The sequence below is a fragment of the Pseudoalteromonas sp. DL2-H2.2 genome, from assembly GCF_021532535.1.
Taxonomy (GTDB): domain Bacteria; phylum Pseudomonadota; class Gammaproteobacteria; order Enterobacterales; family Alteromonadaceae; genus Pseudoalteromonas; species Pseudoalteromonas rubra_A.
Genome location: NZ_JAKGBD010000009.1, coordinates 163,856 through 189,005, shown reverse-complemented (window position 1 = coordinate 189,005; position 25,150 = coordinate 163,856). Strand labels below are relative to the sequence as shown.

Annotated in this window: 19 protein-coding genes; 5 read left to right on the top strand and 14 right to left on the bottom strand. The window is 47.9% G+C overall.

The features are described from left to right. Window positions 1-8 precede the first annotated feature (8 nt). On the top strand, window positions 9-1,361 hold the full coding sequence (locus tag L1285_RS16200; RefSeq protein ID WP_235413208.1) for a DUF1501 domain-containing protein: 1,353 nt from the start codon (window positions 9-11) through the stop codon (window positions 1,359-1,361). Window positions 1,362-1,478: 117 nt separating this feature from the next. Next, window positions 1,479-2,249, top strand: a complete 771-nt coding sequence (locus L1285_RS16195) for a MipA/OmpV family protein (RefSeq protein WP_235413207.1) — start codon at window positions 1,479-1,481, stop codon at window positions 2,247-2,249. Window positions 2,250-2,318: 69 nt separating this feature from the next. Here the strand turns inward: L1285_RS16195 and L1285_RS16190 are convergent, their stop codons facing one another. From L1285_RS16190 to L1285_RS16180, 3 genes are all read right to left on the bottom strand, one after another. After that, on the bottom strand, window positions 2,319-3,749 hold the full coding sequence (locus L1285_RS16190; RefSeq protein ID WP_235413206.1) for a glycerophosphodiester phosphodiesterase family protein: 1,431 nt from the start codon (window positions 3,747-3,749) through the stop codon (window positions 2,319-2,321). Window positions 3,750-3,880: 131 nt separating this feature from the next. Next, window positions 3,881-4,354: a DM13 domain-containing protein gene (locus tag L1285_RS16185; RefSeq protein ID WP_235413205.1), complete on the bottom strand. Its 474-nt coding sequence runs from the start codon at window positions 4,352-4,354 to the stop codon at window positions 3,881-3,883. 168 nt (window positions 4,355-4,522) lie between these two features. Next, window positions 4,523-5,131: a TetR/AcrR family transcriptional regulator gene (locus L1285_RS16180; protein WP_235413204.1), complete on the bottom strand. Its 609-nt coding sequence runs from the start codon at window positions 5,129-5,131 to the stop codon at window positions 4,523-4,525. A 229-nt stretch (window positions 5,132-5,360) separates the two neighbouring features. Here L1285_RS16180 and L1285_RS16175 point away from each other — a divergent pair, with 229 nt between their 5' ends. Continuing rightward, window positions 5,361-6,293, top strand: coding sequence for an endonuclease/exonuclease/phosphatase family protein (locus L1285_RS16175; RefSeq protein ID WP_235413203.1), 933 nt, complete (start codon window positions 5,361-5,363; stop codon window positions 6,291-6,293). Window positions 6,294-6,331: 38 nt separating this feature from the next. Here the strand turns inward: L1285_RS16175 and L1285_RS16170 are convergent, their stop codons facing one another. The 4 genes from L1285_RS16170 to L1285_RS16155 form a co-directional block, all read right to left on the bottom strand. Beyond that, complete coding sequence (locus L1285_RS16170) at window positions 6,332-7,675, bottom strand: serine hydrolase domain-containing protein (protein WP_235413202.1); 1,344 nt, start codon at window positions 7,673-7,675, stop codon at window positions 6,332-6,334. Window positions 7,676-7,738: 63 nt separating this feature from the next. Beyond that, entirely contained in the window at window positions 7,739-9,166 is a 1,428-nt protein-coding gene (locus L1285_RS16165) for an MATE family efflux transporter (RefSeq protein WP_235413201.1), read from the bottom strand. A 283-nt stretch (window positions 9,167-9,449) separates the two neighbouring features. Further along, on the bottom strand, window positions 9,450-16,031 hold the full coding sequence (locus L1285_RS16160) for a PKD domain-containing protein (protein ID WP_235413200.1): 6,582 nt from the start codon (window positions 16,029-16,031) through the stop codon (window positions 9,450-9,452). Window positions 16,032-16,457: 426 nt separating this feature from the next. Then, window positions 16,458-17,513 (bottom strand): acyltransferase family protein, encoded by a 1,056-nt coding sequence (locus tag L1285_RS16155; protein WP_235413199.1) that lies wholly within the window; start codon window positions 17,511-17,513, stop codon window positions 16,458-16,460. Window positions 17,514-17,876: 363 nt separating this feature from the next. On the opposite strand from L1285_RS16155, the gene L1285_RS16150 reads away from it, so the two are divergent. Both L1285_RS16150 and L1285_RS16145 read left to right on the top strand, forming a co-directional pair. Continuing rightward, on the top strand, window positions 17,877-19,415 hold the full coding sequence (locus tag L1285_RS16150; RefSeq protein WP_235413198.1) for a choice-of-anchor A family protein: 1,539 nt from the start codon (window positions 17,877-17,879) through the stop codon (window positions 19,413-19,415). Window positions 19,416-19,599: 184 nt separating this feature from the next. Beyond that, window positions 19,600-20,256, top strand: a complete 657-nt coding sequence (locus tag L1285_RS16145) for a VC0807 family protein (protein ID WP_235413225.1) — start codon at window positions 19,600-19,602, stop codon at window positions 20,254-20,256. 92 nt (window positions 20,257-20,348) lie between these two features. Here the strand turns inward: L1285_RS16145 and L1285_RS16140 are convergent, their stop codons facing one another. From L1285_RS16140 to L1285_RS16110, 7 genes are all read right to left on the bottom strand, one after another. Next, window positions 20,349-21,230: a DUF1444 family protein gene (locus tag L1285_RS16140; protein WP_235413197.1), complete on the bottom strand. Its 882-nt coding sequence runs from the start codon at window positions 21,228-21,230 to the stop codon at window positions 20,349-20,351. Window positions 21,231-21,388: 158 nt separating this feature from the next. Further along, window positions 21,389-21,808, bottom strand: coding sequence for a hypothetical protein (locus L1285_RS16135; RefSeq protein ID WP_235413196.1), 420 nt, complete (start codon window positions 21,806-21,808; stop codon window positions 21,389-21,391). Window positions 21,809-22,008: 200 nt separating this feature from the next. Next, window positions 22,009-22,494 carry a hypothetical protein gene (locus tag L1285_RS16130; RefSeq protein WP_235413195.1) on the bottom strand — a complete coding sequence of 162 codons (486 nt, stop codon included), beginning with the start codon at window positions 22,492-22,494 and terminating at the stop codon, window positions 22,009-22,011. A 51-nt stretch (window positions 22,495-22,545) separates the two neighbouring features. After that, window positions 22,546-23,169 carry a LysE family translocator gene (locus L1285_RS16125; RefSeq protein WP_235413194.1) on the bottom strand — a complete coding sequence of 208 codons (624 nt, stop codon included), beginning with the start codon at window positions 23,167-23,169 and terminating at the stop codon, window positions 22,546-22,548. Between the two features lie 51 nt (window positions 23,170-23,220). Further along, window positions 23,221-23,601, bottom strand: a complete 381-nt coding sequence (locus L1285_RS16120; protein WP_235413193.1) for a RidA family protein — start codon at window positions 23,599-23,601, stop codon at window positions 23,221-23,223. A gap of 278 nt (window positions 23,602-23,879) precedes the next feature. Further along, window positions 23,880-24,170 (bottom strand): putative quinol monooxygenase, encoded by a 291-nt coding sequence (locus L1285_RS16115; protein WP_235413192.1) that lies wholly within the window; start codon window positions 24,168-24,170, stop codon window positions 23,880-23,882. A 93-nt stretch (window positions 24,171-24,263) separates the two neighbouring features. Then, window positions 24,264-25,145: a helix-turn-helix domain-containing protein gene (locus L1285_RS16110; RefSeq protein WP_235413191.1), complete on the bottom strand. Its 882-nt coding sequence runs from the start codon at window positions 25,143-25,145 to the stop codon at window positions 24,264-24,266. Window positions 25,146-25,150 lie beyond the last annotated feature (5 nt).

Here is a 25,150-nt window from a genome sequence, read left to right as displayed (position 1 = left end):
CAAAGCCCATGAACAGACGTGATTTTATCAAACTCGGTGGTGCCTCCTTAATGGCGTCCTCTATGTTTCGGTTAGGTCAGGCACTGGCAAACAGTCCGGCTCAAAACAGTGATTACAAAGCCCTGGTATGCGTGTTTTTATACGGCGGCATGGACAACCACGACACCATTATTCCTTTCGATGAGCCCAGTTATACGCAGTGGGCCAATCACCGGCAAAGCTTGCTGGGCAAATATACGACACCGCGCACGCAGGCAAACCTGTTACCCATAGCAACGCCGGGTCGATTTGACTCTCGCCGCTTCGCTCTGCCCCCTGAGTTAGCCGGGTTAGCAGGCCTGTATCAGCAAAATAAAGTGGCTGTGGTGGGCAACGTTGGGCCCTTGTTGCGCCCGGTGACCGCCAGCATGATTGCCCAGGACACCGCCAGATTGCCGGCCCGCTTGTTCTCACACAACGATCAGCAGTCAACCTGGATGTCGGGTGCTGCCGAGGGCGCCCAGTTTGGCTGGGGAGGATTAATGAATGACGCCCTGATGACACAAGGCTTAACGGGCAATACGCCGTTTAATGCCATCACCACCGCCGATGGTGCCCTGTGGCTGACTGGCAAACAAACTGCTCCGTATCATGTCAGTGATGGCCAGGCTGCCACCATAGAGGCACTGGAAGAATTTGATCATCATCCTGAGCTGATTGCCCATTTCAGTAACCAGGCACAGAACTCGCAAAACCAGCTGCAACAGGACCTGACCAATGCCATCAACAACGCCTATGAGGCAAACAGTCAGTTTAATACCGCCCAGGCTAACACCACAGTGACCCTGCCAGAGTTCCCGGCCACGGGTCTAGGCAAACAGCTGCAAACGGTGGGCAAAAGCATTGCTGCGCGCCAGCAACTGGGCGCATCAAGGCAGGTTTATGTGGTCGCCATGGGCGGATTCGACACCCATTCGGGGCAGGCGCAAAACCTGCCTAAGTTGCAGGCCACGCTCGACAGCGCGCTGGTGGCCTTTAATAACGCGATGGAAAGTCTCGGCCTCAGTGAGCAGGTTACCCTGTTTACGGCGTCGGACTTTGGCCGTACACTGGCGATTAACGGCGATGGCACCGATCATGGCTGGGCCGGGCATCATTTTGTGATGGGTGGTGCAGTCAATGGCGGCACCATTTTTGGCGATATTCCAAAGTCGGAGCTCAACCATGAGCTGGACGCCGGTGGCGGACGCCTTATTCCGACCACCTCTGTGGATCAATATGCCGCCAGCCTGGGACAATGGATGGGCCTGGACACAGGCACGCTCAACGGTATCTTCGCCAACCTGGCCCACTTCAACGGCCCACTTTCTTTGTTTAAGTGACATCAAGACTAAACGTTCCTTGTCTATAGTTCGTAGAAGAAGCCTGACGCATTGTTCAGGCTTACGCTCATCATGTAACCTTGATGAGCGAATAATAAACTCAGATAAGGACACTCTATGTTAAAACACGCACTTTGTATTGGCGCCTTATTGGCCGCCGCGCTGCCACTGCAGGCGCAAACCGACGAACGGGGCGCGGCACGAGCCCAGTTAGAACCGAAAGGATTTTTATATGGCATCGGGCTCGGTGTCAGTGAAGAAATTTATCAGGGCTACGACAGACGTGTGATCCCGCTTCCCATCCTCGGCTATCGGGGCGACAAACTTTCCGTTTTGGGGCCTTTCATCAGCTATGAAGTACTGGAAGTCAACGACATTGAGATCCTGCTGCAAGCCGCCCCGCGTTTCCAGGGCTTTGACGAATCAGACAGCGATGTGTTTAAGGGCATGGCTGAGCGTGACTTTTCAATGGATGCGGGTATCGGCATTAAGTACGAGCGAAACAACTGGAAGCTCAATGTCTCTGCGGTCCACGATGTGCTGGATAAGTCGGACGGCTACGAGTTATCGGGCGGTGTTGCCAAGGTATTTAAATCAGGCCCTTTTTTCTATGAGCCCAGCCTCAAGGTAAGCTACCTCGATAGTAATCATGTAGACTATTATTACGGCGTCAGACAAACTGAAGTCACCAATACCCGCGCCTATTACCAGGGTGACAATGCCACCAATGTGGCATTGGGCTTTTCAGTCTCAACGCCCATGTTCTTTGGCGGCTTTACTCAGCTTGCGTTTGATTACACCTGGTTTGACGACAGTATCACCGACAGCCCCCTGGTAGATAGCGATGGCAGTTTTGCCGTGCGTCTGCTGTTCAGTAAGTTCTTTTAAACACAAAAAAGCCGCAGCTCAGACTGAGCGCTGCGGCTTTAACTATAGGTTAAGATTAAATTTGTCGGATCAGATGCTCGCAGGCATACCCATGCAGCTTGCATAGTAAGTAGTTGTGGCCGGCCAGTCAGAGAATACGCCCATCACACCCACATCTTTAGCCAGTACGTCCAGTAGCTTAAAGGTGTCGCCGTCGTTATTGATCATACTATCGCCACGGTGTGCGCCATTAACACTCTGATAGTACCAGCCACCCCCTTCGGTAAGGTGACCTGAGCGCTCCAGTGTCCAGGTGATGATCCCAAGCCCTGCCTCACGGGCAGCCTTGGCATAGGCCGACGGCACCATTTCACCGTTTTCTTCGGTGACCAGCACCCACATAGGAGGTGCAATGATCTTCACGCCATCGGCTGCTAACTCGGCCATGGTCGGTACAAGCAATTCAGGATTATTGACCAGCTGCTGCGCCGTCACGCCCTGCTCATTCTCCACGTTTTGCGCGTCATAGCGGTCATCCAGATACACGGCCTGCGCGCCAAACTCCGGATTTTGGGCAATCCAGTAGTTGATGTCGTCACGATTAAATGACTGCGCCCAGACATGCTTAGGTTCAACACCTGCAGCCTTATATTCGTCGATCATCTTCTGTGCATAGTCCTGCTGTGAGAAGCCATCGAACGGCATAGTCACGGAAGGCGACTTCAGCTCCGGCGTCATTTTTACACCCAGCGCTTTGAATAAATCAATACTTTCGGCATGGGTCATCAGCGTGCCGCGGCTGGCATACAGGTCGGTGCGCCAGTTAGACGTGCCATTCATGTACTCAGCAACGGTGGTCCCATTTGGGTTCGACGCATCCATTTTGCCTTCCAGCGTTTTAAATTCTGCCAGGGTAATGTCGCTGGTACAGCACTTAGCCTGCGCCACAACGCCATTGTCAGGGTCAGCGGGTACAAACGGGATTGAACATTTCTCGGCTAAGTCGGTTTCAAGAATGTTGGTGGTGGTGTGCAAGTCGCACTGAGAATGGCGGCACACCAGCTCTTTGTCCTTAGTGAAAGTCACGTCACATTCCAAAATACCCGCACCCATTTTGGCCGCTGCCAGGTAAGACTCTTTGGTGTGTTCAGGGAACTGCATCGGCGCACCTCGGTGGCCAATCGAGAAGTCAGTTTTGTAAAACGGGCCATTTGCACATTGGGCCAGTTTGTCTTTCAGCTCACCTTCATCCATATCCTGTACCAGAAAATCCGGACGAGTACCCACTTGCATGTTGTTGGCACCACCAGCCGGTACTTCAACAACCACCGGTACTTCTACTGTTTTGATTTCCGTCACTGTGTCGGTGACGACCACCGTTTTTTCGACTTCCACGACCTGAGTTTTGGTATCTGTGGTCACGACCGCTTTTTCTACTTCAACCACTTCGGTGTTGTCATCATCACAGCCAGTCAACAGCAAAGCCGCAATAACAGCCCAGAGATAAGTTATTTTTTTCATTGTTATTCCTAAGTTTACGCCAAAAGAAAACGTTTTTATTGTTAAGGAAAACAACCATAGAGGGGCTCTATTACCGAAGTGGGAACAGTGGATGATAGTTTTATTAATGTCCGCGTTAACCCAAGCTAGGGTTACTGATACTGTGCCGCCGTAATAAACTCGCCAAAGGCTTCGCACCAGACAATCACCGTATTGTAATCTGCCGGATTGATTTGCTCAGGTACTTCAACCACAAAGTTACTAAAGGTTTTAATGTCGCCCACCTCAACCATGCTGGCTTTGAGGCGGTTAAATTCGGCTTCTGTTTCAACAAATTGAGGTGACAGATACAAACGATAGTCGGGCCCCGGGGCCAGCTCACCGAGCAAGGTAATGTGATCTTTGCTAATGGACACCATGCCCTCGCCCCAGTGCAATGCATCGCTGTCTTGCAAAGATTTGCGAAATTGTGCTGAGAAGTCGGCCCCCAGAGAGGCCGCCATAACAGCCCCCTCATTCGGCGCTGGGGGCGCAGTTAAAATAGGCAGCATATAAACGCCGCCCGCAAAGCCGGCAAAGCCAACCAGGCCGTGAGTGATTATGAGAGTGAGCGCGCGTAATGTCATTATGTCTTTTCCTTAATGGCAGATGAGCTAAAGTGTAGTACAACTGAGCGCACTGCCGGATAATACACTCAGTGTTTTGACTGGAAGGCGTAACCGAGGTGAGCTAAGTGGCTTACATCCCTTTTGTTTTTGGCTCTGTGCAAACTGCCAATACAGGTGTTTGCTTAATTAAACTCGGTAATAGGCCAAAAAGAAGGACACGGTTTGCGCTGCGAGCGTGTCTATTTGGTCACTGCTCAGCACCGGCTGTTGATGCAAAATCTGCGGCCAGAACGCTTGCCCCTTCAGCAGGCTGATCAGCTGCGCATGCGCCACCTGAGGGTCGGCCTGACGCAGGCGGCCTTGCAACATGGCCTGTTTGATCCAGCGGATCAACGCCGTTTCCTGCTCGAAAAACTCGCTCATTTCAGCCGTAAAAATATCGGGGTTAAACAGACAATACCCAATCGCAACCCGGATCAGCTCCTGCAAATTTTGGTTACTCAGAAAGTCCAGCTCATTTTTAAGTAACGCTGTCAGCTGTGCGTCCAGTGCAATGTCAGCATCATATTCGATATCACATGTGAGAATGTTCTGCTGCCAGATCTCTTTAATGATATGCGTGACTAACTGCTCTTTGCTCTCAAAGTGATTGTAAACGGTGCGCTTTGAAACCTGGGCTGTTTCGGCAATTTTATCCATGCTGGTATCACTGACACCATATTGCTGAAAGGCGCTCAGGGCACCATCAATAATAGCCTGGCGTTTCAGCATGCTGCGGGTAACTTTAACGGTCATTGTGCGGGTTCATTTTATCTCACTGTCCTTTGGGTATTTTTGCACTAACCAGTTTACTTTTCAATAAAGCGCTGTTTTTGCTCAGGCTAAAACCATTAACAGCTAAGTTAACGTCATTTTGAGTACATTCAACACAAAAGCGCCCGGCACTATCATCAAATGGCAATAATCTTGATACACTATATCACTATTGCAATTTTATGAATTTAGACGCTTTATGACTCCCTCTATGCTAAAACCTGCTGCGGCGTTGTGTGCGCTGCTTTGTGCGGCACCCGCGCTATCTCATTCTCATCAGGAACAGACAACATCAAAGCAAACACTGCGCGTTGCAACCTGGAATATTGAACACCTTTCTGCATCAGACAACACGGGCTGTAAGCCTCGAAGTGCAAAAGACATTCAGGCCCTTAAACAGTATGCACAGTCGCTTAATGCCGATGTGATTGCACTCCAGGAAGTGGCCTCTGCCGCGGCAGTGCAACAGGTATTCAGTGAGCAGGACTGGCATGTTGTGATGTCAGACAGAGCCGACAGCAAGACATATACCTGTCGTAAAAGTGGTAATAAGTCGACACAGCAAAAAATCGCCTTTGTGGTCAAAAAGCCGCTGACCATTGATAAAATAGTGCAGCACAGCGCTTTTTCAGCCGTAAAGCCGGGCCTCAGAAACGGGCTTGAGATCCAGCTGACCCACCGGGGTGAAGCACTGCACCTGTTAAATGTACACCTCAAAAGCGGCTGTTTTGTCGATGACTACCAACGCTCCGACAAGGAAGCCTGTAAACTGCTGTCGAAACAGGCACCTATTTTAGATAACTGGGTAGAAGAAAAAGCCAAAGCGAAGGCCGACTTTATTGTTCTGGGCGACTTTAATCACCGCCTGACGGCCCCATACAACCGCCTCAGTCGGGATCTGTATTTTCCGCAGGGAGCGGCAAATGCACAGCCTAATAATGTAGACAAGGCGCCAGTATTTAACGCCAACCAGATGCTAACCGGTTGCCACCCCTACTACCCGGCGCCTATCGACCATATTCTTGTTGCCAAAACCATGCAAGACCACTATCAGTCGGGCAGTGCTCAGTTCCATTATTTTGCAGATATGGACCCGGACAAGATGTTGGCAGATCACTGCGCCTTGAGCATCGACCTAAAATAACACGTCATTGATGAGCCAGGTCCGCCTGGCTCAATAACCTACTTTTCCAGTTGTTCTATTAAATCAACCACAGACTGAAATACTCGCCTGTTTGCCAGTCCTATGTGTTGATTTACGGCCGAGCCATAGGCACCAAAACGAGCCACAACAAGTTGCTTTGAAGGTATGATCACCACATATTGCCCCCGGTGGCCGCGCAATGACACTGTGTCTTTGGGCAACTTTGGCATCAACCATCCCATATCATTGAGCCATAACTGACCACCATAGTGCTTGGCAACACCGGGAGACATCATTACGTCAACAACCCAATTGCGCGGCACGACTTGCTGGCCCTGCCAACTGCCCTGCTCAATAAACAACTGACCTATCTTAAGCCAGTCATGCACGCTAAGAAACATCCGAGCCCCGCCCCTTAAGTTCCCGGCTTCATCATACTCAGCAATGGCATTATTGATCCCCAGCGGCTTAAATAGCCCATCATGATAAAGATTGAGCAGAGACTGCAAGTCACCACCTGATGCTGTTTTTAGTGCATCACTTAACAGTTGAGTGGTCCCGGTAGAATATTCAAACCGACTCCCCGGCTCATACTCATTAGGCAATTGAGTAACATATTGAACTGAGTCAGGCGTGTGATACCACATAGGAGCCAAATCCTGATAGCCATGAATATCGGCCGTTTCAGACCATTTTATACCTGAACTCATATGCATCAGGTTTGCGATTGTCATAGAATGCGAACCAGCCACAACATCCTGATCTAAAGTCAGTTTACCCTGTTGAACCAAAATACCCGTCAACAGACCCGTCAGCGTCTTAGCCATTGACCAGCTCAGCATCCGAGTATCACCATCATGGTGTTCATCGTAGTGCTCAGCCACCAACTTCCCCTGGTACATGACAGCCACAGCAAACGTATTATCACTGTGTGCGTAATTATTCGTGTTGTGAGCGAAAAAAACATCCAAAGACACATCCTGACGAATAGCTTGTTCTAACGGGGTGCTGGGAGTAAGTACAGGTAAGTTAACATGCTTAATTTGTGCGTGTAGTTGCTCAGGGGTCATGTCAAACAAGAGGGTACAGCCTAAGCCCGGCCGAAAAACAGATGTTCTTTTCATTATGGAGCCATCTACCTGCGCACTTACACTCACCGTCTTTAGCTTTGTATCAACGCCAATCTCAGGCCTGTCAGGTAGTGCCGCCAACGCCTCCGGAATCACATTTTGAGTGACGAATTCAATGGGTTCATTAGAAATGAAATGTCTGGAGCACAGTTGATTGGCGCTGTAACCCAGTAACTCCTGAGGATCAGATTGACATCCTGATAACAATGCAGCAGATATAATGGCCGCAGCACTCATGGAAAGGTGTTTCATAGTTATCCTTACATAGTGTTTTTAATTACTGCTATGACGAATAACTAATCAATAAATAAACGGCTATGACATAGTGAGCACCTGTGGTCTGCGCTGCACATTCAGTGCCCTAAACAACAACCAGGCCCCCACCACAAAATTAGCCAGTGCCAGTGCCCAGACAATGCCCTGGAAACCATTGAGCTGAGCGCCGAGATAGGCACCGGGCAAGGACAGCACAAACAAGCGCACTAAGGTCACATTCAGCGCCAGAGCACTTCGGCCAATCGCGTTGCAGCAACTCACATACAGCATAACGCCTGCCAGTGCCGCATAGGACACAGGTAAAATGCACATCGCCAGCTCAATAGATTGGCTGACAAAAGACTGTTTACAGAACCCCACTCCCAGCATGTCAGCGCCCCAAAAGAGCACCAGCGCAATCACAGATTGCCAGACCAGACAAGCGGCCAGTGCCTGCTTGATCCCCCTGCGTACCCGCAGTGATTTATTCGCCGCCCAGTTTTGACCAACAAAGATAGGCAATGACGTGGTCAGCACCATGGGCAGTAACAAGGCAAGCGGCTCTATTCGCATCACCACGCCAAAGGCTGCAACGGCATCACTGCCTTGCGAGGCCACAATCATCATCAGCAGCGACTGGGCCAGTGGCGTAAGCAGCTGCATAGCCACAACAGGCACAAACAGCCTGAACAAACGGCGAAATGCCTGCCGACTGCGTTGTGATAGTAAGCGCACTTTGAGCGAAATATTTTCTTTAATACGCAATAAATAGAGCGCATATAAGCAGGCACTCACCGCCGCAATAAAGTGTGCAACCCCAAGGCGCTCCAAACCACTCAGTGGTAACGCAGAATGTGCCCAGGGCGTGAACAAACCAGCGCTAATAACAATTTGTAATCCGGCAAAAGTAACCAGCAACTGGGCCGCACCGCGCATATTGCCAAACGCCCGCAGCACCCCAAACACCACCATCACAATAAAGAAGAACACCACGGCGCCCAGGCGATACTGCATATAACGCTCAAGCGTCGGCCAGACTTGCTCCCGCGCAGCAAATTCAGCAAACCCAAGTAAAGTCAACAAAGGCTGTAAACCCAGCCAGATGACAGCCGCAAGCGTGGCGCCGACCAGTACCGTAAAAATCAGGCTAACCGCAGCCAGCTGCTCTACCTCTTTTGCCTGCGTCAATCGGGTTGCCACGACAATACCCAGGCCAATGGCAAAAGCGAACAAGGTCGCCTGAAAAGGCAAGGTAAAGCTCATCGCGGTCAGCTCTTCAACACCCAGACGCGAGGCAAAATAGAGTTCAATCAGATCGGCACTAAACAGCGCGAGGATGGCCCAGAGCATGGGCAGGGTCAGTGTCTTTAATACGGCGCTGGTGGAGCCGGTTAAGATCCAGCGTTTACGCACCGCACGCTTTCTTTGTTTATCACACACCTGAAGCGGTTCGCCCAGGCTCAATGCCGGTGAATTGTCTGATGCCATAATAGGTGGCTTGCTCCCTGAATAATGCAGTGTATTGCCTAAAATTTGGTGCTTCACCAGCTGCTAACCTGATAGTCACTGGCTACCAATAAACCTGACCCGGATCCAGGGCAATAGTTCACACAGTATGAGAGGGGATTCGATTAACGAACAAGATCGGGGGATGAATAACTTATGGGTGTCACAACCGTCTATTCTTGCTGGCAACAAGTCGGACAGAATTAACGAACAGATAGTGCTGAGCGAAACTGGGAACACAGCCCAGTTTCGCTCAATCTGGTTTTTACCGGCCTAAAATTGAGATTGATTCTATCGATTCAAGCCGTTTCAGTAAGTCTTCATCCACCTGAGTGTCGAAAAGATACAATGAGAGTGACTGTCCACTTTCTTCAAAAGCTTCCAGCCCATGAATCGCATTAAGCGTATTACCATTAAAGCTCATATAAACTAACTGTGAATTGTCAGGGATAGTAATTTCTGTCATCGGGACATTGGATGCTCTTAAGCTACTTAAGCTTGAAGGTAAAATTACCTGCGCAATATCAGTCTCAGATATATACAAATTGTCAAGGTGCTTCACTGCTGCCAAATCGAGCGAAGTTAATCTGGTATTATCAAGGTACAACCTATCGGCATCAAGCTGATTGGCAATAAACTCCGTCAGGGGATTGTTCATCAAATTCACGGTTGGAATATTGACCCCCTCTTCAGGCATGATAACGCTCGTTAATTGAGCGTCTGCTAGCCGAATTGTCGACAACTCAGAATTGAGTGATAAGTCGAGACTCGAGAGCATCGAGCGCGTCGCATCCAGTGAGCGTAATTTTTTCATAAACGCTGTATTTAGCTGCGATAGAGGGACATTATCAATTTCCAAACTTGTTATATTAGACTCTCCATTGAGTGTCAGAACACTCAGTGGCGTATCTGACGCTTTCAGCTCAGCCAGTTTTTGTGCAAAAGTGATATCCAGTGATGCAACCTGCGTCCTTCGAATATCCAATTTTTCAAGGTGTGTGAATTGACTTAAATCCAGGTAGTTTAACAGGGAACTAACAGCCGACAAGGACTTCAGGATGTGTGCTTGCGTCACACCAACCACTTCAAGCACCTGAGAATAAGATATGTCCAACATAGTTAACTGCGTATTGTGACTGATATCCAAACTGGTCGCGTTCATTCCCGATGCAAAGAGTGTTTGGAGGCCTGTTGCCTCAGTCACGTCAAGCTCGCTGACTTCAGACCCGGAAACATTTAGGCTTGTGACTGAGTGTGCATTGTGCAACGTAACCGAACCAAAGCTCCCGTAGCTCAGATTAATTGTTCGAAGAGACTGTTGATTAGCTAAATCCATCTCAAACACGCCATCATCCTTTTCACCATTTCGGATGGTCAGCTCTTCTAAGTTTGTCAGTTTTTCAATTGTGCGCAGCCCATCCGAACTCAATACGGTATTTTCTAAATAGAGCCGTTGCAGGTATGGCAGCTTCTCTAAGCCAGTTAAATCTGTTGGTTGTTTTTCTCGTTTGTTGCAAGACAACCCGGAACTATATTCAACATAGTTGCCTGATTGAGCATCAATACAATCGCGCAGGTAGTCATCCGTAATACCTAGCCTTTCAGCGTGCGACACCGGCTCTTGCGCCACGGTTATCCTGAAATCGCAGGACTCGGTGACAGAATCGACTCTGAAAGTTAACCTGTTGCCAGAAATATACTTGGGCTTTTCGATACCACAGCCTTCGAAAGACGACACAAACAAACCACTGTCCCAATCAAGAGAAACAGAGGCCTCCAAATGATCGCCATATTGGATATAAGGTAAAGTGAGGTTACTTGATAAGTTTACACTTTGTGGTGCAATAATAGCCACTTCAACCATGGCTGGCTGGTAGTATAATACAACATGCTCATCTGGGTCGCATTGACCATCCGTTAATCGACACAAGGTAATAGAGTCAACATCATTATCGATTACTTTATAGTGATCTACTAACTCGTTCCACTGATCCGTTAGCTCAATAATACCATTTTGATCTTGGAAGAAATAACTATGCCTCGCACGTCCATCCTCGATCCACAAAGTACCATGTGAATAGTTCCATGGATGATCAAAAGACCACTTTCGAAGTGAGGACCCTGTTTTCTGATAATACTGGCTGTTAGACCGCAAGGGTTGATCAAGCCCGTTAAGTTTGCCGTGGGCATCAATATCTACCTTTACCAGATTACCAACAGATCCCGATTTATTATGCTCGTAAACATACGCACGACCTGAGATCATAGCCAATACGGTGTATGAGCCAACTGTTTGCTGTTGGCATTCATCTCTGCCAGTACTACATAACGCATCATGTCTTCCCAAAACGCGATTGTAAAAAGCAGTCACTGTCAGTTGATGGTTGTCCAACTTGGCTGTAGCGGCGCCGCTAAAGCGACCCGAGCGCAATTCTCCACCCTTATACAATTCAAAACCATAGTCAACATGACCTATGCTGTACCGCCAGCTACCAACCAGGTCATCCATAGTCATGCCTGTAAACGGAACCAGCAAACCAGCCCCGTAACTCAACCAGGTTAGATCGGTATCATCTGATCTACCTCCAAGTTCAACCTGCTCGACAGCAAATGCATAGCCGCCTTCCCTTTGTTCAAATAGCTTCAATGTGGCTGAATCACCAGACTGTTCGCCATACAAACGGATCTCATTGTGCGCGGTCAACTCCCAGGTAAGCTGTGACGGTGTGCCCAAGCCAGTCTCAAATCTTGAGACTATTCCGGTATGGTCATCATTGAGAGTCAGTCGAATTGTTTTTCCTCGCTCAATAGAGGTGATTGCCCATTCACCGATCAAATTATCTCTGTCTATGTCAAGTGACGCCAGATAGCGACTGGGGTGTACCGAGCGCGGGTCCGTCATACTGGCTTGATCACCGTGCCAGTCAGACGCACTCCAGCGAATATCCACATCCTGGCCCTGATGAGTGAGTGTGAACCCACTCACCCACTTTAACTCGCTGTCGGTGAGTTGTACGGGGATTTTCGTCTCATCATCAAAGGTAAAGACAGAGAGCGCGCCAGTCTGTGCCACTGAAAAATTAGCAGTAGCGTCTGTACCATAAAAAACCCCACGGTTATCACCCGTCATTTCATAGTACCAGCCAGTTGGGATAGCCTCCGCGCTTTTATCGACCAGTAAAGTTGACTCTGTCGGCACAAAATCCTCAATAAAGCTGGCGCTGATCTCGCAATCTGCAACCGGGTTATTTACCCGATAATAGGTTTGTCCCAGACTTTCAGTAAGATAACCATTACACCCTTCAATACTTTCCAGGCGTGAACCTTCCTGCACATTCACAGCAACTAAGAACGCTTCACCATAATAATACTCATAGGTACTTGGCGATAACGCCCCCGGGCCTTCAATAGCAAAGCTAATGTTTAATGCTGGCTTGGTGTAGCTAAAGCGGAATGTATTATTGGCATCACAAGACTCTCCCTCGGCAACATGACATAAGACCACTTCAGATTCAGACTCGTCCTGGATCAACAAATAAGAACGCACTTCAGTTTCTAGGTGTTCCAGCTCTATGCGCGTACCATCCAGTCGTGCCTTGTACTCAACCCCATTGATAATCAAGGTGTCGGAACATAAGTGAGCTGGAGACGGCCTAGTCGGACAATGAAGGTCTCGCTCAATATGCGACACACCATTATCGGTTACATGATAAAGACCCAGACCATGATCCAGTGCTCGTCTAAAGTGATCATTCTTGTATAACGACTTATCAAACTGACCCAGTTTCCAGTCCCAGTCAGACAGGCGATAGAAATGTATACGCCTGGTGCTATCCGACCTATTTACTACACTTGTAGCAAATTCCACTGCAATTTTGTCCTCATGCATCGCTAGCAGCTTATAGCGGGTCGTTTTACTGATAGCGCATGCACTAAGGTTGGTATCACATTGCGCGACGTCCGCGCCTGCAAATTCATAGTCATACTGATACAAAGCACCGCTTGCTTTAATACCTTCAATGTCTCTGTGCCAGCGGTACTGGAAATTGTCGTTACTGTCTATTTTAAATTTGCTTTGTGAGCCTTTGTTACCTACCTGGCGCCACATTTTCTGGTAATCAATATCATCAAAACTAATGTCCTGATGTTTGATAAGAGTAGCCTGAATAAATCGCTTATCTTCGCGGTAGCCCTGAACCATCAAGCCCTGATAACCAAACTCAGTCTCTCTGACTGGCACAAAGCCAAAGTTGAATAAATACGCAGTATTAATTCTAACCTCTTCCCAGGGCCAGCTGTAATACCAGGTCCCAACATCAGCCCAGTCTTCTCTGCCTGGATTGAGGTTTGAACTATCTATGTAAACCTTACTCTGATTACCGGCATTCATATCAAAACGATAACGCCTTGGCTCACTGTGGTCATCACTGTATAGCAGCGACCATTGACCAATAAACGCATCGTCTGCTAGCTGAGTGATCTTGTTGCTATCAAACAACTGAGCATTAACTGAAACGGTGCCTTCTGGAGCCTGAGGCAATGCCTGGGTTGGCACAAAATCAATGGTGACAGCCTGAGCGTGCTCCGCACTGTCGAAAATAGTCAGGGTAAACTGGGTCGTCTTAAATCCCGTGCGGGTGCTAAATTGACTGGTATTGACATCAAGTTCATTCTCCAGATTTATTAGGATTTGCTGCCCTTGTTTTTCCCATGTGAAGTTGGACAGAGATCTCCCTGCGAGAGAACCTGTCTGGTCTTCATTAAACTCTATGCTGGCGCCAAAACCGTCAACCACTGAGGTTTCAAGTAAGTAATAAGTGCCTGAAGGCGAAAAACTGGAAACATCAACTAAGGTATCATCCTGTTTAATTGCCTCTTCAATTTGCGCCAGTAACGCGGGCTGCTCTGTGTCCAGAGAGTCCGTCAGCTGAGCGAGCAACTCGGCATTTTGTGCAAGCGCCAGTGTCGAAGCTGCTCCTTCTGGTAGAGCAACCCCGTGGTCAATCACTGCTTTTAATAACGATGCAATCGACAGTTTTTCGCCTGCGGCTATGTGTTTGCGCGCTTCTTTCAGCTCGTTCGCATTATTGAAACCGGCCGAATGCATACGCCGCAGTAAGGCGTACTCAGCTGTAGTCACGTTAGTGACGTTCACATCGAATAGCTCATCACTGTTAAGTGTGCTGTCTTCTCCCGCAGCCTCCTGAAGCTCTGACACGGCGCCCAGCTGCGATACCAGCTCTACACGCCCCTGGGTTGTGGTGTCAGTGGCGCGCAAAGTACCCAGCGCATTTACTTCACTCTCATCGACACTGAAGGTCAGCTGGTAATCGCCCTGTTCATCTGCCTGCGCGGTAAAGCTGCTCTGTGCGACGTCCAGCACGACATCGGCAAATGGGATCGGCGCATCCGTCACCTTACCCTGTATGGTGAGTTCAACCCTGTTGGGTTCAATGGTTACCAGGTGGATATAACTGGATTGCGCTTGCTGATTATCCGTCACGGTCAGGGTAAATGTAACCTCTTGCGCTTGCTGGATATCCGGGCTGATCACTGACAGGCTGGCACGCTCGCTACCATCCAATACCAGCGCCAAACCTGAATTATGCTGCCACTGATAAGCCACGATTTCGCCATCCGAGTCTTTCGCATCGCCAAGCAAAGAGAAAGCCGTGCGTTCACCGGCCTGTGCAGGGCCACTTATGCTCACCTGGGGTACAACATTTGGCAGCGCTTGTATCTCAATGTTATGTGCAACCTGGGTAACCGCGCCTTGATTATCGGTGACTTCAAGGTACACAGTGGCAGTACTGTCGGCCATAATATCGGGGGTGGAAAGGGTAAGCTGCCCCTCAACTGTGGTATCTAATACCAGATCTACAGATGCTGTATGACTCCAGCTATACTGCTCAATTTGGCCATCACTGTCACTGGCCTGTGCTGTGAGCATTAGCTGTTTCCCTTCAAGCAAAGTTGTCTCGCCCTGAATGACAGCCGTTGGCGCAACGTTAGGCAATGCCCGAACCACGACAGAATGCGAAGCCGTCGCCGTTGCCCCCTGATTGTCTTCCACTGTTACACTAAAGTGAGCGGTCTTGTCTGAGATTATATCGGGCGCAGTTACCTGTAAGGTTCGTTCTGTCACATCTGACACCACCAGTTGCAGCTCAGAGCTATATGACCAGGAGTAGCGCGCAATCTGACCATCGCTGTCAGATGCATCCGCTGCCAGCGTGAAGGTAACGCCCTCTGTCACTGCTTCATCCGCAGACACAGAAACCACCGGTGAGACATTCGGTAACGCCCGGATCTGTACCCAATGCGACTCAGATTGCACTCGACCATCAATGTGCTCAACATTGACCGTAAAATTCACACCCAGATTATCCGTCAGATCCGGGCCGCTAACGGTGAGTTCAGGCGTATCAGCTCCACTGAGCAGCAACTCAATCGCGGCATCGTGCGTCCAGGTGATCTGTGAGATTTGACTGGCATCTACAGTAGGTACAACGGTGAGTATAAAATCGGTTTGTTCTGCATATGCGCTTTCTCCGGTTACCTCAATCGAGAATGGCGCTAACACATTTTTGATAGTCACCGGATAAGTGGCTGTTGCCTGCGCGCCCTGGTTGTCAGTGACGCTCAGAGATACTGTTACCTGGGTATCTTCATTGATATCTTTAGTTATTATCTCAAGCGTCGGGCTGTCTTCACCACTTAGCAGCAATTGAGCATCAGACTGATATGACCACGCATAACGACTAATCTGGCCATCGGGATCATCGGCAACGGCAGTTAGAGTCAAGGTTTCATTTTCGTTTACACTTTGCGCTCCGGTGATTGACACAGTCGGTACTGTGTTTTTCGGAGAAACCGTAGACCCGCTATTGCTTGTTTGAGTGTTTGTTTGGGATCCAGTTGATGGCTCACCGCCACCTCCTCCACAAGCACTTAGCCCAAAACCCAGCAGCGCGATCACCAGGGACCTTCTCGCTACACCAATGATATTGTTTACCACTATGCAATGCCTCACTTTCAGCAACAGATATTCGAACAAAAAAGAGGCGATTTTAATTGAATCGCCGTGCAGGTCAAATAAAAACTATGCAATTTTACGCAATATTTTGTTGAGATAACTTACCAGGCTTCAAAATAGTGGTCATTTCTATATTAGATACAAGAAAGTGCGTATAAAATACAGTCGCCTGGTCTGTGCTCGACTCGCGAAGAATGTGTGTAGCATTATTTTCGCGATGCACTTAGGCATACCCGATTACAAACGATCAGTGTTAGCCCCCTCTCCAACGGGTCGTATCGAGTTACCCATGCCAGCTGAACGTCTGACAACGTCGGCAACTGGCTTTTCAATACAAACGAAAGACACAAACGCAATCGCCGTGCTCAATGCAAATGAAACGATAAGTTTAATTTCAACAGCCCAGTTAAATTGATGTATAAAAGTGATCACTGGCATGTGTAACAAGTACAGGGAATAAGAAATCTTGCCGAAGAAATCCCCAACCTTGTTAGCCAGCAGGATATTGTTGTCGGGAACCAGAAAAACCACACAAAAGAACACACTACTCATAACCAGCAGCACCTCGTAGCTGAGCCACATGCGGTTTTTGGCATCTGACGTAATGGGCGACAATTCAGGATACATCATGGGAATTAAACACAATACAAACACAAACCGGTGTTTTTTCAGATACGCGGGGATGGTCAGGGTTTTGTAATGTAACCCAAATATCACGCCAATAAAAAAATATGGCAGGCTGCGCAGCACAGTGAACTGGTTATACGGCACACCGTAAATGTCGCCATAGATACGAGGGAAGTTTGTAAAAAATAGCAGCAACAGACACCCGACAATCAGCAGGTAAATATAACCACGCCGGTTCGCGGCGAGCGCCCACAGCAGCACAAACACAAAATAAAACTGAACTTCGGGTGGAATAGACCAGAGCACGCTGTCGCCGTAAAGGAACAAAAGGTGCCCCATTAAGGCCTGATGATCGGGAATATGATAGAGCAGATCGCTGCCCACCTTTGTCAGCGCAAACGACGCGAAGACCACCAGCACATAGAGCGGCACAACACGAGCAAAGCGCGCCACCAGGTAGTGCTTTACACTGCGTGTAGCAAAGTCCTTATCCAGATAAAGATAAGACATCAAAAAGCCGCTCAGCAGGAAAAACAGCATCACGCCATATGCACCTGCCCCGCCCCCTAGCGCGCCATCCAGCCAATGTGTGATATCACTGAAATGCGTTAAAAAGACGATGAGGGCGGCCAGGCCTCTCAGCGTATTGAGTTTTCTGATCTCCATGATGAGGTCCTGTTATTATTGTTATTGTCCTCAAAGGGCACTTTATACCCAATTGAGACATTGTATTGGATCTACAGGATTAAACAACACAGACACTTTATACACAAATGCGCATCAGTCTATTACACGAGCAAGCCGGGAAAATTTATCAATATTACAGTTGTGAGGTACCCTGCCCCAGCCCTTTGACCTCGCTCACTTTTTATTCACCCCTGGATAGCTCAGAACCAGGAAAATACATAAATAAGGTACAAGCTGAAAGAAAAGTGCAGACAAATTAGTATAAAAGAACTAGAATAGGCGAATTTTTGACAAGGCAGCTGCACTTTAACACCCGTGCAGGCCTAACTCGTGGAGAACTTAATGAAGAAAAAGCTGTTCGCAAGCGCACTGGTTGCTTGTGCATTTTCGGTCAGTGCATCATCTGAGCACGACCTGGATAAAGGCTATGCCGCACTGGTTTTTGATGACTTTTATTCAACATCAGGAAATGCACTGGGTGCTGTGTTCGCAGGCGATGACGTCAGCCTCAATGGTTATTCTATTGGGTATGGCCATCAAAGTGCACTGAATGCCCATTACCTGGTTGCCGGCGGAGATATTCAGTACATCAATGGCAGACAGTATGTCGGTAACATCATTGCCGGTGGTCAGACCTCCCAAATCAGTGAAGCGGTGCGTTTAGGTCTGGAAGCCGGTGCTCAGGTCATTGCCAACGCCCCTGCCCTGCCTGTAGATTTTGCAGATGCTCAGTCTGATATGTTGGCACTTTCAACGAGCCTGGCAGCACTGCCACAAACAGGCGAAACCCTTAAACAATGGGGCGGCCTTTATCTGACAGGTGACAACACCAGCGAGCTGCAGGTATTTAACTTGTCTGGCCAGGACGTGCAGTCGAGCCACACATTCGATGTATCGAGTATTCCAGACAATGCCACCATCGTATTCAATATCTCGGGCAATGGAGATAATTTTGCGCCGCTGAACAACAAAAGCTACGCAACATTAAGTGCGCACAGACAACGCACCATTTTTAATTTCCCGGATGCAACAGCGCTAAACCTGGCAGGCCTGCAAACTGAAGGCGTGATATTAGCACCTAAAGCGGATATCACAGCGCCTCACGGTACGGCAACCATGCCGGTCGTAGCAAACAGCTTCACAGGCTCGATGGAACTACGTGGTGGAACGTTTATTGGTCAGCTTCCTAATGACAACGTTGTCTGCGAAGGCGGATTGTATGCCATCAACTATTACGGCGATGCTGAACAAGGTTATGTGCACCAGATTGACCCTCGCTCAGGTAAATCCGACAAAGTGATCAACCTGAACAACACGGCATCCAATATCGCTGCACATAACGGCAAACTGTATTTTATTGATCAGCAAAGCGCTAAGACTCGTGCGTCACACATTTACAGTTATGATCTGGCAACACAAACGCAAACGCTGGAGTCGGTCACTGATGGCTACAAAGTCATTCGTCTGGCTTATGATGTGTCGGGTGACGTATTGAAAGCCACCAGCCGTACTTATGCTTACGACTACGATGTAGCCACAGGTGAAAAACGCGTGCTGGGCAAAATGAAGGCCGCAAACGAAAACTTCAAAAACGGCGACCTTGCTTACTCGCCAGACGGCAACACGCTATACGTACTCACAGGCACCGCCCTGTATAGCGCCGATGCAAACCTGGAGCTGACACTGATCGGCAAACATGGCATTAACTGGGCGTCTGGTTTGGCTATTTCACCAGAAGGCACCTTGTATGTGTCGGGCCGTGAACCTAATGCCGATGCCGCTATCTTCACCATTGATCCGCAAACGGCACAAGCGACTAAGCTGTTTCACGTTCCGCACCGCGTGAATGACCTGACCTGGGTTAAGAACTTCTGTAACTAACCCTCAGTAACAGGTAGATTAAAAAGAAGCTGCGCAATGCGGCTTCTTTTTTGCCCCATACTCGCCTCAGTCTAAAGTTGCCCTGCACACCCGCTTTGCCTTACACTCAAGCCATTCGTTGTTTAGAACTACAGGGGACAAAGTGTCGTCGTCCAATAAGAAACAAAGCGGCTTTTTCAGCCAAATGATTTTTAACATTATTATTCCGGTGGTGATCCTGACTAAGTTTTCGGGTGAGCAACATCTGGGCCCGGCACTCGGTGTTGTCGTTGCACTGGTTTTTCCGCTCGGGTTTGGCCTGTGGGAGCGTAAAAACACCGGTAAATTCAGTTTTATCTCGGGCCTTGGGATTGTCTCGGTACTGCTCACCGGCGGGATCAGCCTACTCGAACTAGATGCCAAGTACATCGCGATTAAAGAAGCGCTGATCCCGGGCCTTATCGGCATTGGTATTATCGTCAGCCAGTATACTAAGTACCCTTTGCTGAAGACGCTGATGTTCAACGATACTGTGATGGACATTGAAGGGATTGAAAAAGCCTTAGCAGACAAGGGCAACAGCGATAAGTTAGCCAAAGTGCAGCTGGTCGCCTCTAAGATCCTCGCCAGCGCGTTTTTCTTATCTTCGGCTCTGAACTATATTCTGGCAAAAATGATTGTGGTCAGCCCCGCAGGCACAGAAGCCTATAATAACGAACTGGGCCGAATGACCGCACTGAGCTATCCGGTGATCATGGTTCCCACCATGATTGTCTTTTTTATCGCGCTCTACTATCTGCTTAACTCGTTGAAAAAGCTCACCGGGCTGAAACTTGAAGATCTGTTTCACGACCAGGAGTGATTGTACACTTGGCTACACAGAGCATGAATGCTCTGTGTAGCATCTAAATTAATACTCTCATCATCTCATGAAAAACCATAAGATACTGATTTTTATAAGTCTGGCGTAATCCTTATCCATTCGCCCTCATTGTATACGTAGCCATGCGGTGAAATTGCATAGCTATACTCTGTATAGACACCAAGTGCGATCATATGTGCCTTTTGCACCGCCGCAAGATCCGTTATATCTGCAATAATGACAATGTTTCTTGCAGGAACGAACACAATTGGCTCGCCTTTAAGTTTCAATTTGCTGTTCAAATGATCGAACGCAGTTAGCACAGAAGCTTCATAGTTATCGTCAGCCACAAATACATATACGTCACCGGCACCTTCCGTATCCAGTGTTTGAACTTCTGTCTCAAAGCTTGCAAAATAACGACGTAAGTTTTGACCTGCAATTGCCGAGATAGAGCTTTCAAGATCGAGCCGTTTAACATCATCTTGCGATACAAAGCGCATGCTATCTTTTGAGTCAAACGCAAACAGCATGATTAAGTCCTCAGTCAGTTGCTGATAAAAAAAGGGCAGCTCCTCTCCCTCATAACCAGCTTCTTTTAATTGCTTTTTGGTTGCTTCAAGGTAATTAATAGACTTAATCACAGGAAAAATGGTTCGAACTTCTGTATTGGCAAGTGCAGTTACTTGGTTTGTCAGCGCCGCAAAATAACTAGTGTAGACCTGCTCTAGGGTTTTGCTCCCTGAGCGATAAGTATCATAAGCATTCCCCATATAAACAATATGCTCACCTCCCTTATCATCTTTTGCTTTGATTTTTAGATCGCTTTCAAATTCATAGTTTTTATTATTGCCGCTCTTTTGTATATGTTTTATGAAGTTTTCAGTAAACTCGCGCTTATTCAAAATAGAGTCTTGTGAAAATGCACTCGTTGTCAGAAAAAGTGCTATTAGCACCATCAATACTTTGTTCATTACTACTCCATTCATCAAATTTTTCAATTAACCTAAAAGCCAAACCTATTGGCTCTATTTCCACTAAGTTTAGCCCTTGTATGTCTTTATATTTAAACTTTAATCGCATATCAAACAGGCCGCTTGCTAAGCCAATCAATGCGCCAATACAAAAGCGTTTATTCCGGCTTTGATAGGTAAAAGTGGCTGACAGAATAAACCACCTCAGTATTTTTAGAAATGCCGTAGTTAAGCTTGGTTTTCTCAATTAGCGCCTCTAACTTGGCTGCCATCGCCTTCTTTACACCGGCTAACTCTGTCAGCTTAAGGTTGGGGTTTTCAAGTACCGTTTGTATTGCTGGCTCACGCCACTGAATGCGTAAACGATCGATCAACTCTTCGTAGCTGTCGGTGTCATAGGGCTTTTTGTCGAAAGGTCGGGTCATAAACTCAACCCCTATCACTAAGTTATACAGTCCCTCATCCGCCAGTTTAACCGGCACTACGACACTGCCAGCAGCAGATGAGTTTGAGTATCTAAACCCGGCATAGGTATTAAAGGAGAGTAGTATTAACATTAAAGCGGTGAATATTTTCATCAGATTCCCTCTGTGAGATGTTAATGTTGTGGTCGGCTCAACCCGCCGCCCGTAGACCTGGCTTTGCTTATACCAGTTTTCTAAATAAAGCGTACCATTTTAAGGTAACCAACGCGATCATTACTATCAATTAAACACCTGGCATGTCAGAGTGCATATAGCGCAGGCCGTATAACTTTCGGTGCTGACAAGCATGATATTTAATTGACCTGTACAGCCCAGTCTTGCCAGGAAATGGCGCGACCGGGAAAGGCCACTTTGTGAAAAGGCCAGTCAGCCTCTAACCAGGTTTGAACACTCTGATACAAGACTTGGTCAAGTGTCTGGCTATCTGTTCGAATCCACAAGTAAACCTCGCAGTCGTACTGAGGTGAGCGGCTGGGGTCGATATACACAGAGCCGAGGCATCTGCTCTGTTGGGGATCAAAAACGCTGTAGGCAAATGCCGCGCGGGTATCAAACTCGTGCCTGTGAACTTTCAGGCTTTCAATGCTCTCATTCAGGGTCATATCCGCGCGCGGCCAGTCAAAATCAGGGCCGAAAATTCCCTGCAGGCTTTGCAGGCTCGACATCACCGCTTCATAGTCCAGCTCCGCCACACGGGTGTCCAGCACGGTGAAGTGAAAATGCTCGGTATCATGACGGACAGGCGGCTGAAATGATTGAGGGATAAACTGCTTATTCATTTATATTTCTTATACTTAATTTAGCAAACTCGCTGGGTGGCTAGCTATAACTCACTTTGCGGTTGTGGCGAGGAAGCATCCTGCCCCGATAAAGGTTGAGCCAAAGAGTTTTCCCAACCAGGAGCCGGAAACCAACTTCGGGGTTTTGTTTTTCACACTTTGCGCAGCCTGTGCATAACTGCACAAGCACAACACCGACAAAGACATAAAACTGAACACCAGCACGGAAAACTGAGCCAACAGAGGCTCTGATATAACAATAAACTGTGGGAAAAGCGCCGTGGTAAACACAATTGCCTTAGGGTTGGTAAGCGCAACCAGCACCCCCTGGCAATATAAACTGAGCACATTGCCACTGGTACTGGTAGATCCACTCACATCTACCTTCCCAAGCCCATGCCGCCACAGCTTTACCCCTAAATAAATCAGGTAGAGTGCGCCCAGCACTTTGATGACAGTAAAGGCCACAGCAGAATGCAGTACGATTGTACTCAAGCCAAGCACAGATAGCCCGGACATGATAAATAAGCCAGTGACATTGCCAAGCACCGTACATAACGACTTTCTAAAACCAAAAGTTAAGCTGTGTACAGATACCAGCAAAGCCGCCGGCCCTGGCGTTGCAGTCGCTAATAACGCGATTGAGCAAAAGGTTATCCAACTTTCTAACTGCACGTATCTCTCCTTATCACTGATAGTCCTGGTACTATTAAATACTAGCTCTGGCTAGGATAACACTGCATCGACTTCCGTTTCTACTAACCACTGTGGATCAATAAAACCTTTCACTTCAACGAAGGTACAGGCCGGGCGCTGTCCGGAAAATAACTCCCCATGCGCCTTAGCCGCTTGCTCCCAGGTGGAAATATCCGTGAGCATGATTCTGGTGCGAATGACATCCCTAAGGCTTCCCCCCGCCTCTTCAATGGCTCGAAGTGACAACGTCAGGCAATATTTTGTCTGCTCGTAAACATCTCCCACAAAAACCGTTTTACCATTGTCTATCGGCGCGGTGCCGGAAACCGCAATATAATTACCGATACGCGTTGCCCGGGAAAAGCCAATTGGCGCTTCGAGGTGAGAGCCTGAACTAATGAACTTTCGCATCTACTTTCCTTAGAGTTATAAAAACACATTGTTTAAATCAGTTATAAACGTCAATTCCTTACTATAAGCCACAGACAGGCATAATGAAATTATCCGTCAGCTTAATGACGACATTTCGGTTTTCTAATTAAGTTATGGGCTTTTCAGACTGAAAAATTGGCTTTTTCTGGAAGGTAACAAACGCCCTGCTTAGCGATAACTCATCACTATTTTGAGCACGCAGTGGATCATGTGTACACGAGCACGACGATTTTTAAACGCCGCGCTCTCTCTGTTCGTTACACTTCTACTTTGTGAAAATACTTGATGACCGGTGGAGCACTAAGGAATGCGCTCAGCGCTGCCAGTACACCGTTATCACTGATAAAACGCAAATACGCCTGATGGCATTGTGCCGTTAACCACTGCTCGTCTAGCAGCATTTCATTGTTGGTTTCGTCGAATAAAACGCTCACGCGCATATTTCCTTTAAACCCTCTGACATTGGGTAAGTTCTCTTGTAAAAATGGTAACAAGGCTGGGAATTGTTCTGGTTTTACCTGGCAGTTTAAGGTGACTCTGACACTCATGTGTTACTCCTTTAGGATAAAATATCTGCGTTCAGACTATCCAAACAGCCAAAGCCAAACTACTCAAAGGCTGTCAAAAGTAACGATTTCCGGTCATTTATGCGGTTTTATCTGTTTTGGGGTAACGCCATATTTAAGCTTAAAAGCCTTAATAAATGCAGACACATTGTCATAGCCCATCGCCATAGCAACTTGTGTCACAGACAGCTCATTGTCTGCCAGAAGGTCTTTTGCTCTAGATAACTTTTTCTCTTGTAACCACTTTTTTGGTGTCATCTGATAGCTTTCTTTGAAGTCTCTGTTAAAGCTTGAAAGGCTTCTTCCGCACAGATGGGCCAAATCGCTTACAGATAAGTGCAGCACATCGAGCGTTTGCAGCATGCGAGCAAGGTTTTGTTTGGCCGGAATGCGTTTCCTGGTCGCCAGCAAGGCGTTAAAAATGTGCTGCTTGTCGCGCCAGGCAATAAGATGAAGCAGCTCCTGGAGTTTAATGTTGAGGTAGGCAGGCGTGGTTATCTCTGCGCGAATTGATGCAAAGAAAGCCGCAAATTCGTCGTCACCATCCGGTATGAAAAAGGTTTCATTGCGCTCATCGCAAACAAAAGGCCCCTTAACTTTACTTAAGTAATCGTGGAGCACATCGTCATCAAAAAACACCAGGTAAGCCCGCAGCGCGTCGGTTTCTTTCACAAAATCAGATTGCAGATTTAATCCCTGAGGAAGAAAGACAGCAGCACCTGCACTTAACTCAAGCGTGCCGTTATTAGTATTTGTGATCACCTCTTTGCCATGCTCGATAAATATAAAACAAGGCGTGTTGGTATAAAACTCAATGTTTACCAGGTCCTGCTCAAGGCACTTATAAAAAATAGCTGAATTGCGATGATGGCAAAGCACCGCCACATCTTTCATCGCAAACAGCGCCTGTGGGATCACCAAAACATTTGACTGAGTATGTTCGTATATTGTTTTCATTTTTC

Excerpts from the sequence above, each read along its gene's own strand:
- L1285_RS16200 (WP_235413208.1), top strand. The coding sequence starts at position 9 with ATGAACAGACGTGATTTTATCAAACTCGGTGGTGCCTCCTTAATGGCG.
- L1285_RS16195 (WP_235413207.1), top strand. The coding sequence starts at position 1,479 with ATGTTAAAACACGCACTTTGTATTGGCGCCTTATTGGCCGCCGCGCTG.
- L1285_RS16190 (WP_235413206.1), bottom strand. The coding sequence starts at position 3,749 with ATGAAAAAAATAACTTATCTCTGGGCTGTTATTGCGGCTTTGCTGTTG.
- L1285_RS16185 (WP_235413205.1), bottom strand. The coding sequence starts at position 4,354 with ATGACATTACGCGCGCTCACTCTCATAATCACTCACGGCCTGGTTGGC.
- L1285_RS16180 (WP_235413204.1), bottom strand. The coding sequence starts at position 5,131 with ATGACCGTTAAAGTTACCCGCAGCATGCTGAAACGCCAGGCTATTATT.
- L1285_RS16175 (WP_235413203.1), top strand. The coding sequence starts at position 5,361 with ATGCTAAAACCTGCTGCGGCGTTGTGTGCGCTGCTTTGTGCGGCACCC.
- L1285_RS16170 (WP_235413202.1), bottom strand. The coding sequence starts at position 7,675 with ATGAAACACCTTTCCATGAGTGCTGCGGCCATTATATCTGCTGCATTG.
- L1285_RS16165 (WP_235413201.1), bottom strand. The coding sequence starts at position 9,166 with ATGGCATCAGACAATTCACCGGCATTGAGCCTGGGCGAACCGCTTCAG.
- L1285_RS16155 (WP_235413199.1), bottom strand. The coding sequence starts at position 17,513 with ATGGAGATCAGAAAACTCAATACGCTGAGAGGCCTGGCCGCCCTCATC.
- L1285_RS16150 (WP_235413198.1), top strand. The coding sequence starts at position 17,877 with ATGAAGAAAAAGCTGTTCGCAAGCGCACTGGTTGCTTGTGCATTTTCG.
- L1285_RS16145 (WP_235413225.1), top strand. The coding sequence starts at position 19,600 with ATGATTTTTAACATTATTATTCCGGTGGTGATCCTGACTAAGTTTTCG.
- L1285_RS16140 (WP_235413197.1), bottom strand. The coding sequence starts at position 21,230 with ATGAACAAAGTATTGATGGTGCTAATAGCACTTTTTCTGACAACGAGT.
- L1285_RS16135 (WP_235413196.1), bottom strand. The coding sequence starts at position 21,808 with ATGAAAATATTCACCGCTTTAATGTTAATACTACTCTCCTTTAATACC.
- L1285_RS16130 (WP_235413195.1), bottom strand. The coding sequence starts at position 22,494 with ATGAATAAGCAGTTTATCCCTCAATCATTTCAGCCGCCTGTCCGTCAT.
- L1285_RS16120 (WP_235413193.1), bottom strand. The coding sequence starts at position 23,601 with ATGCGAAAGTTCATTAGTTCAGGCTCTCACCTCGAAGCGCCAATTGGC.
- L1285_RS16115 (WP_235413192.1), bottom strand. The coding sequence starts at position 24,170 with ATGAGTGTCAGAGTCACCTTAAACTGCCAGGTAAAACCAGAACAATTC.
- L1285_RS16110 (WP_235413191.1), bottom strand. The coding sequence starts at position 25,145 with ATGAAAACAATATACGAACATACTCAGTCAAATGTTTTGGTGATCCCA.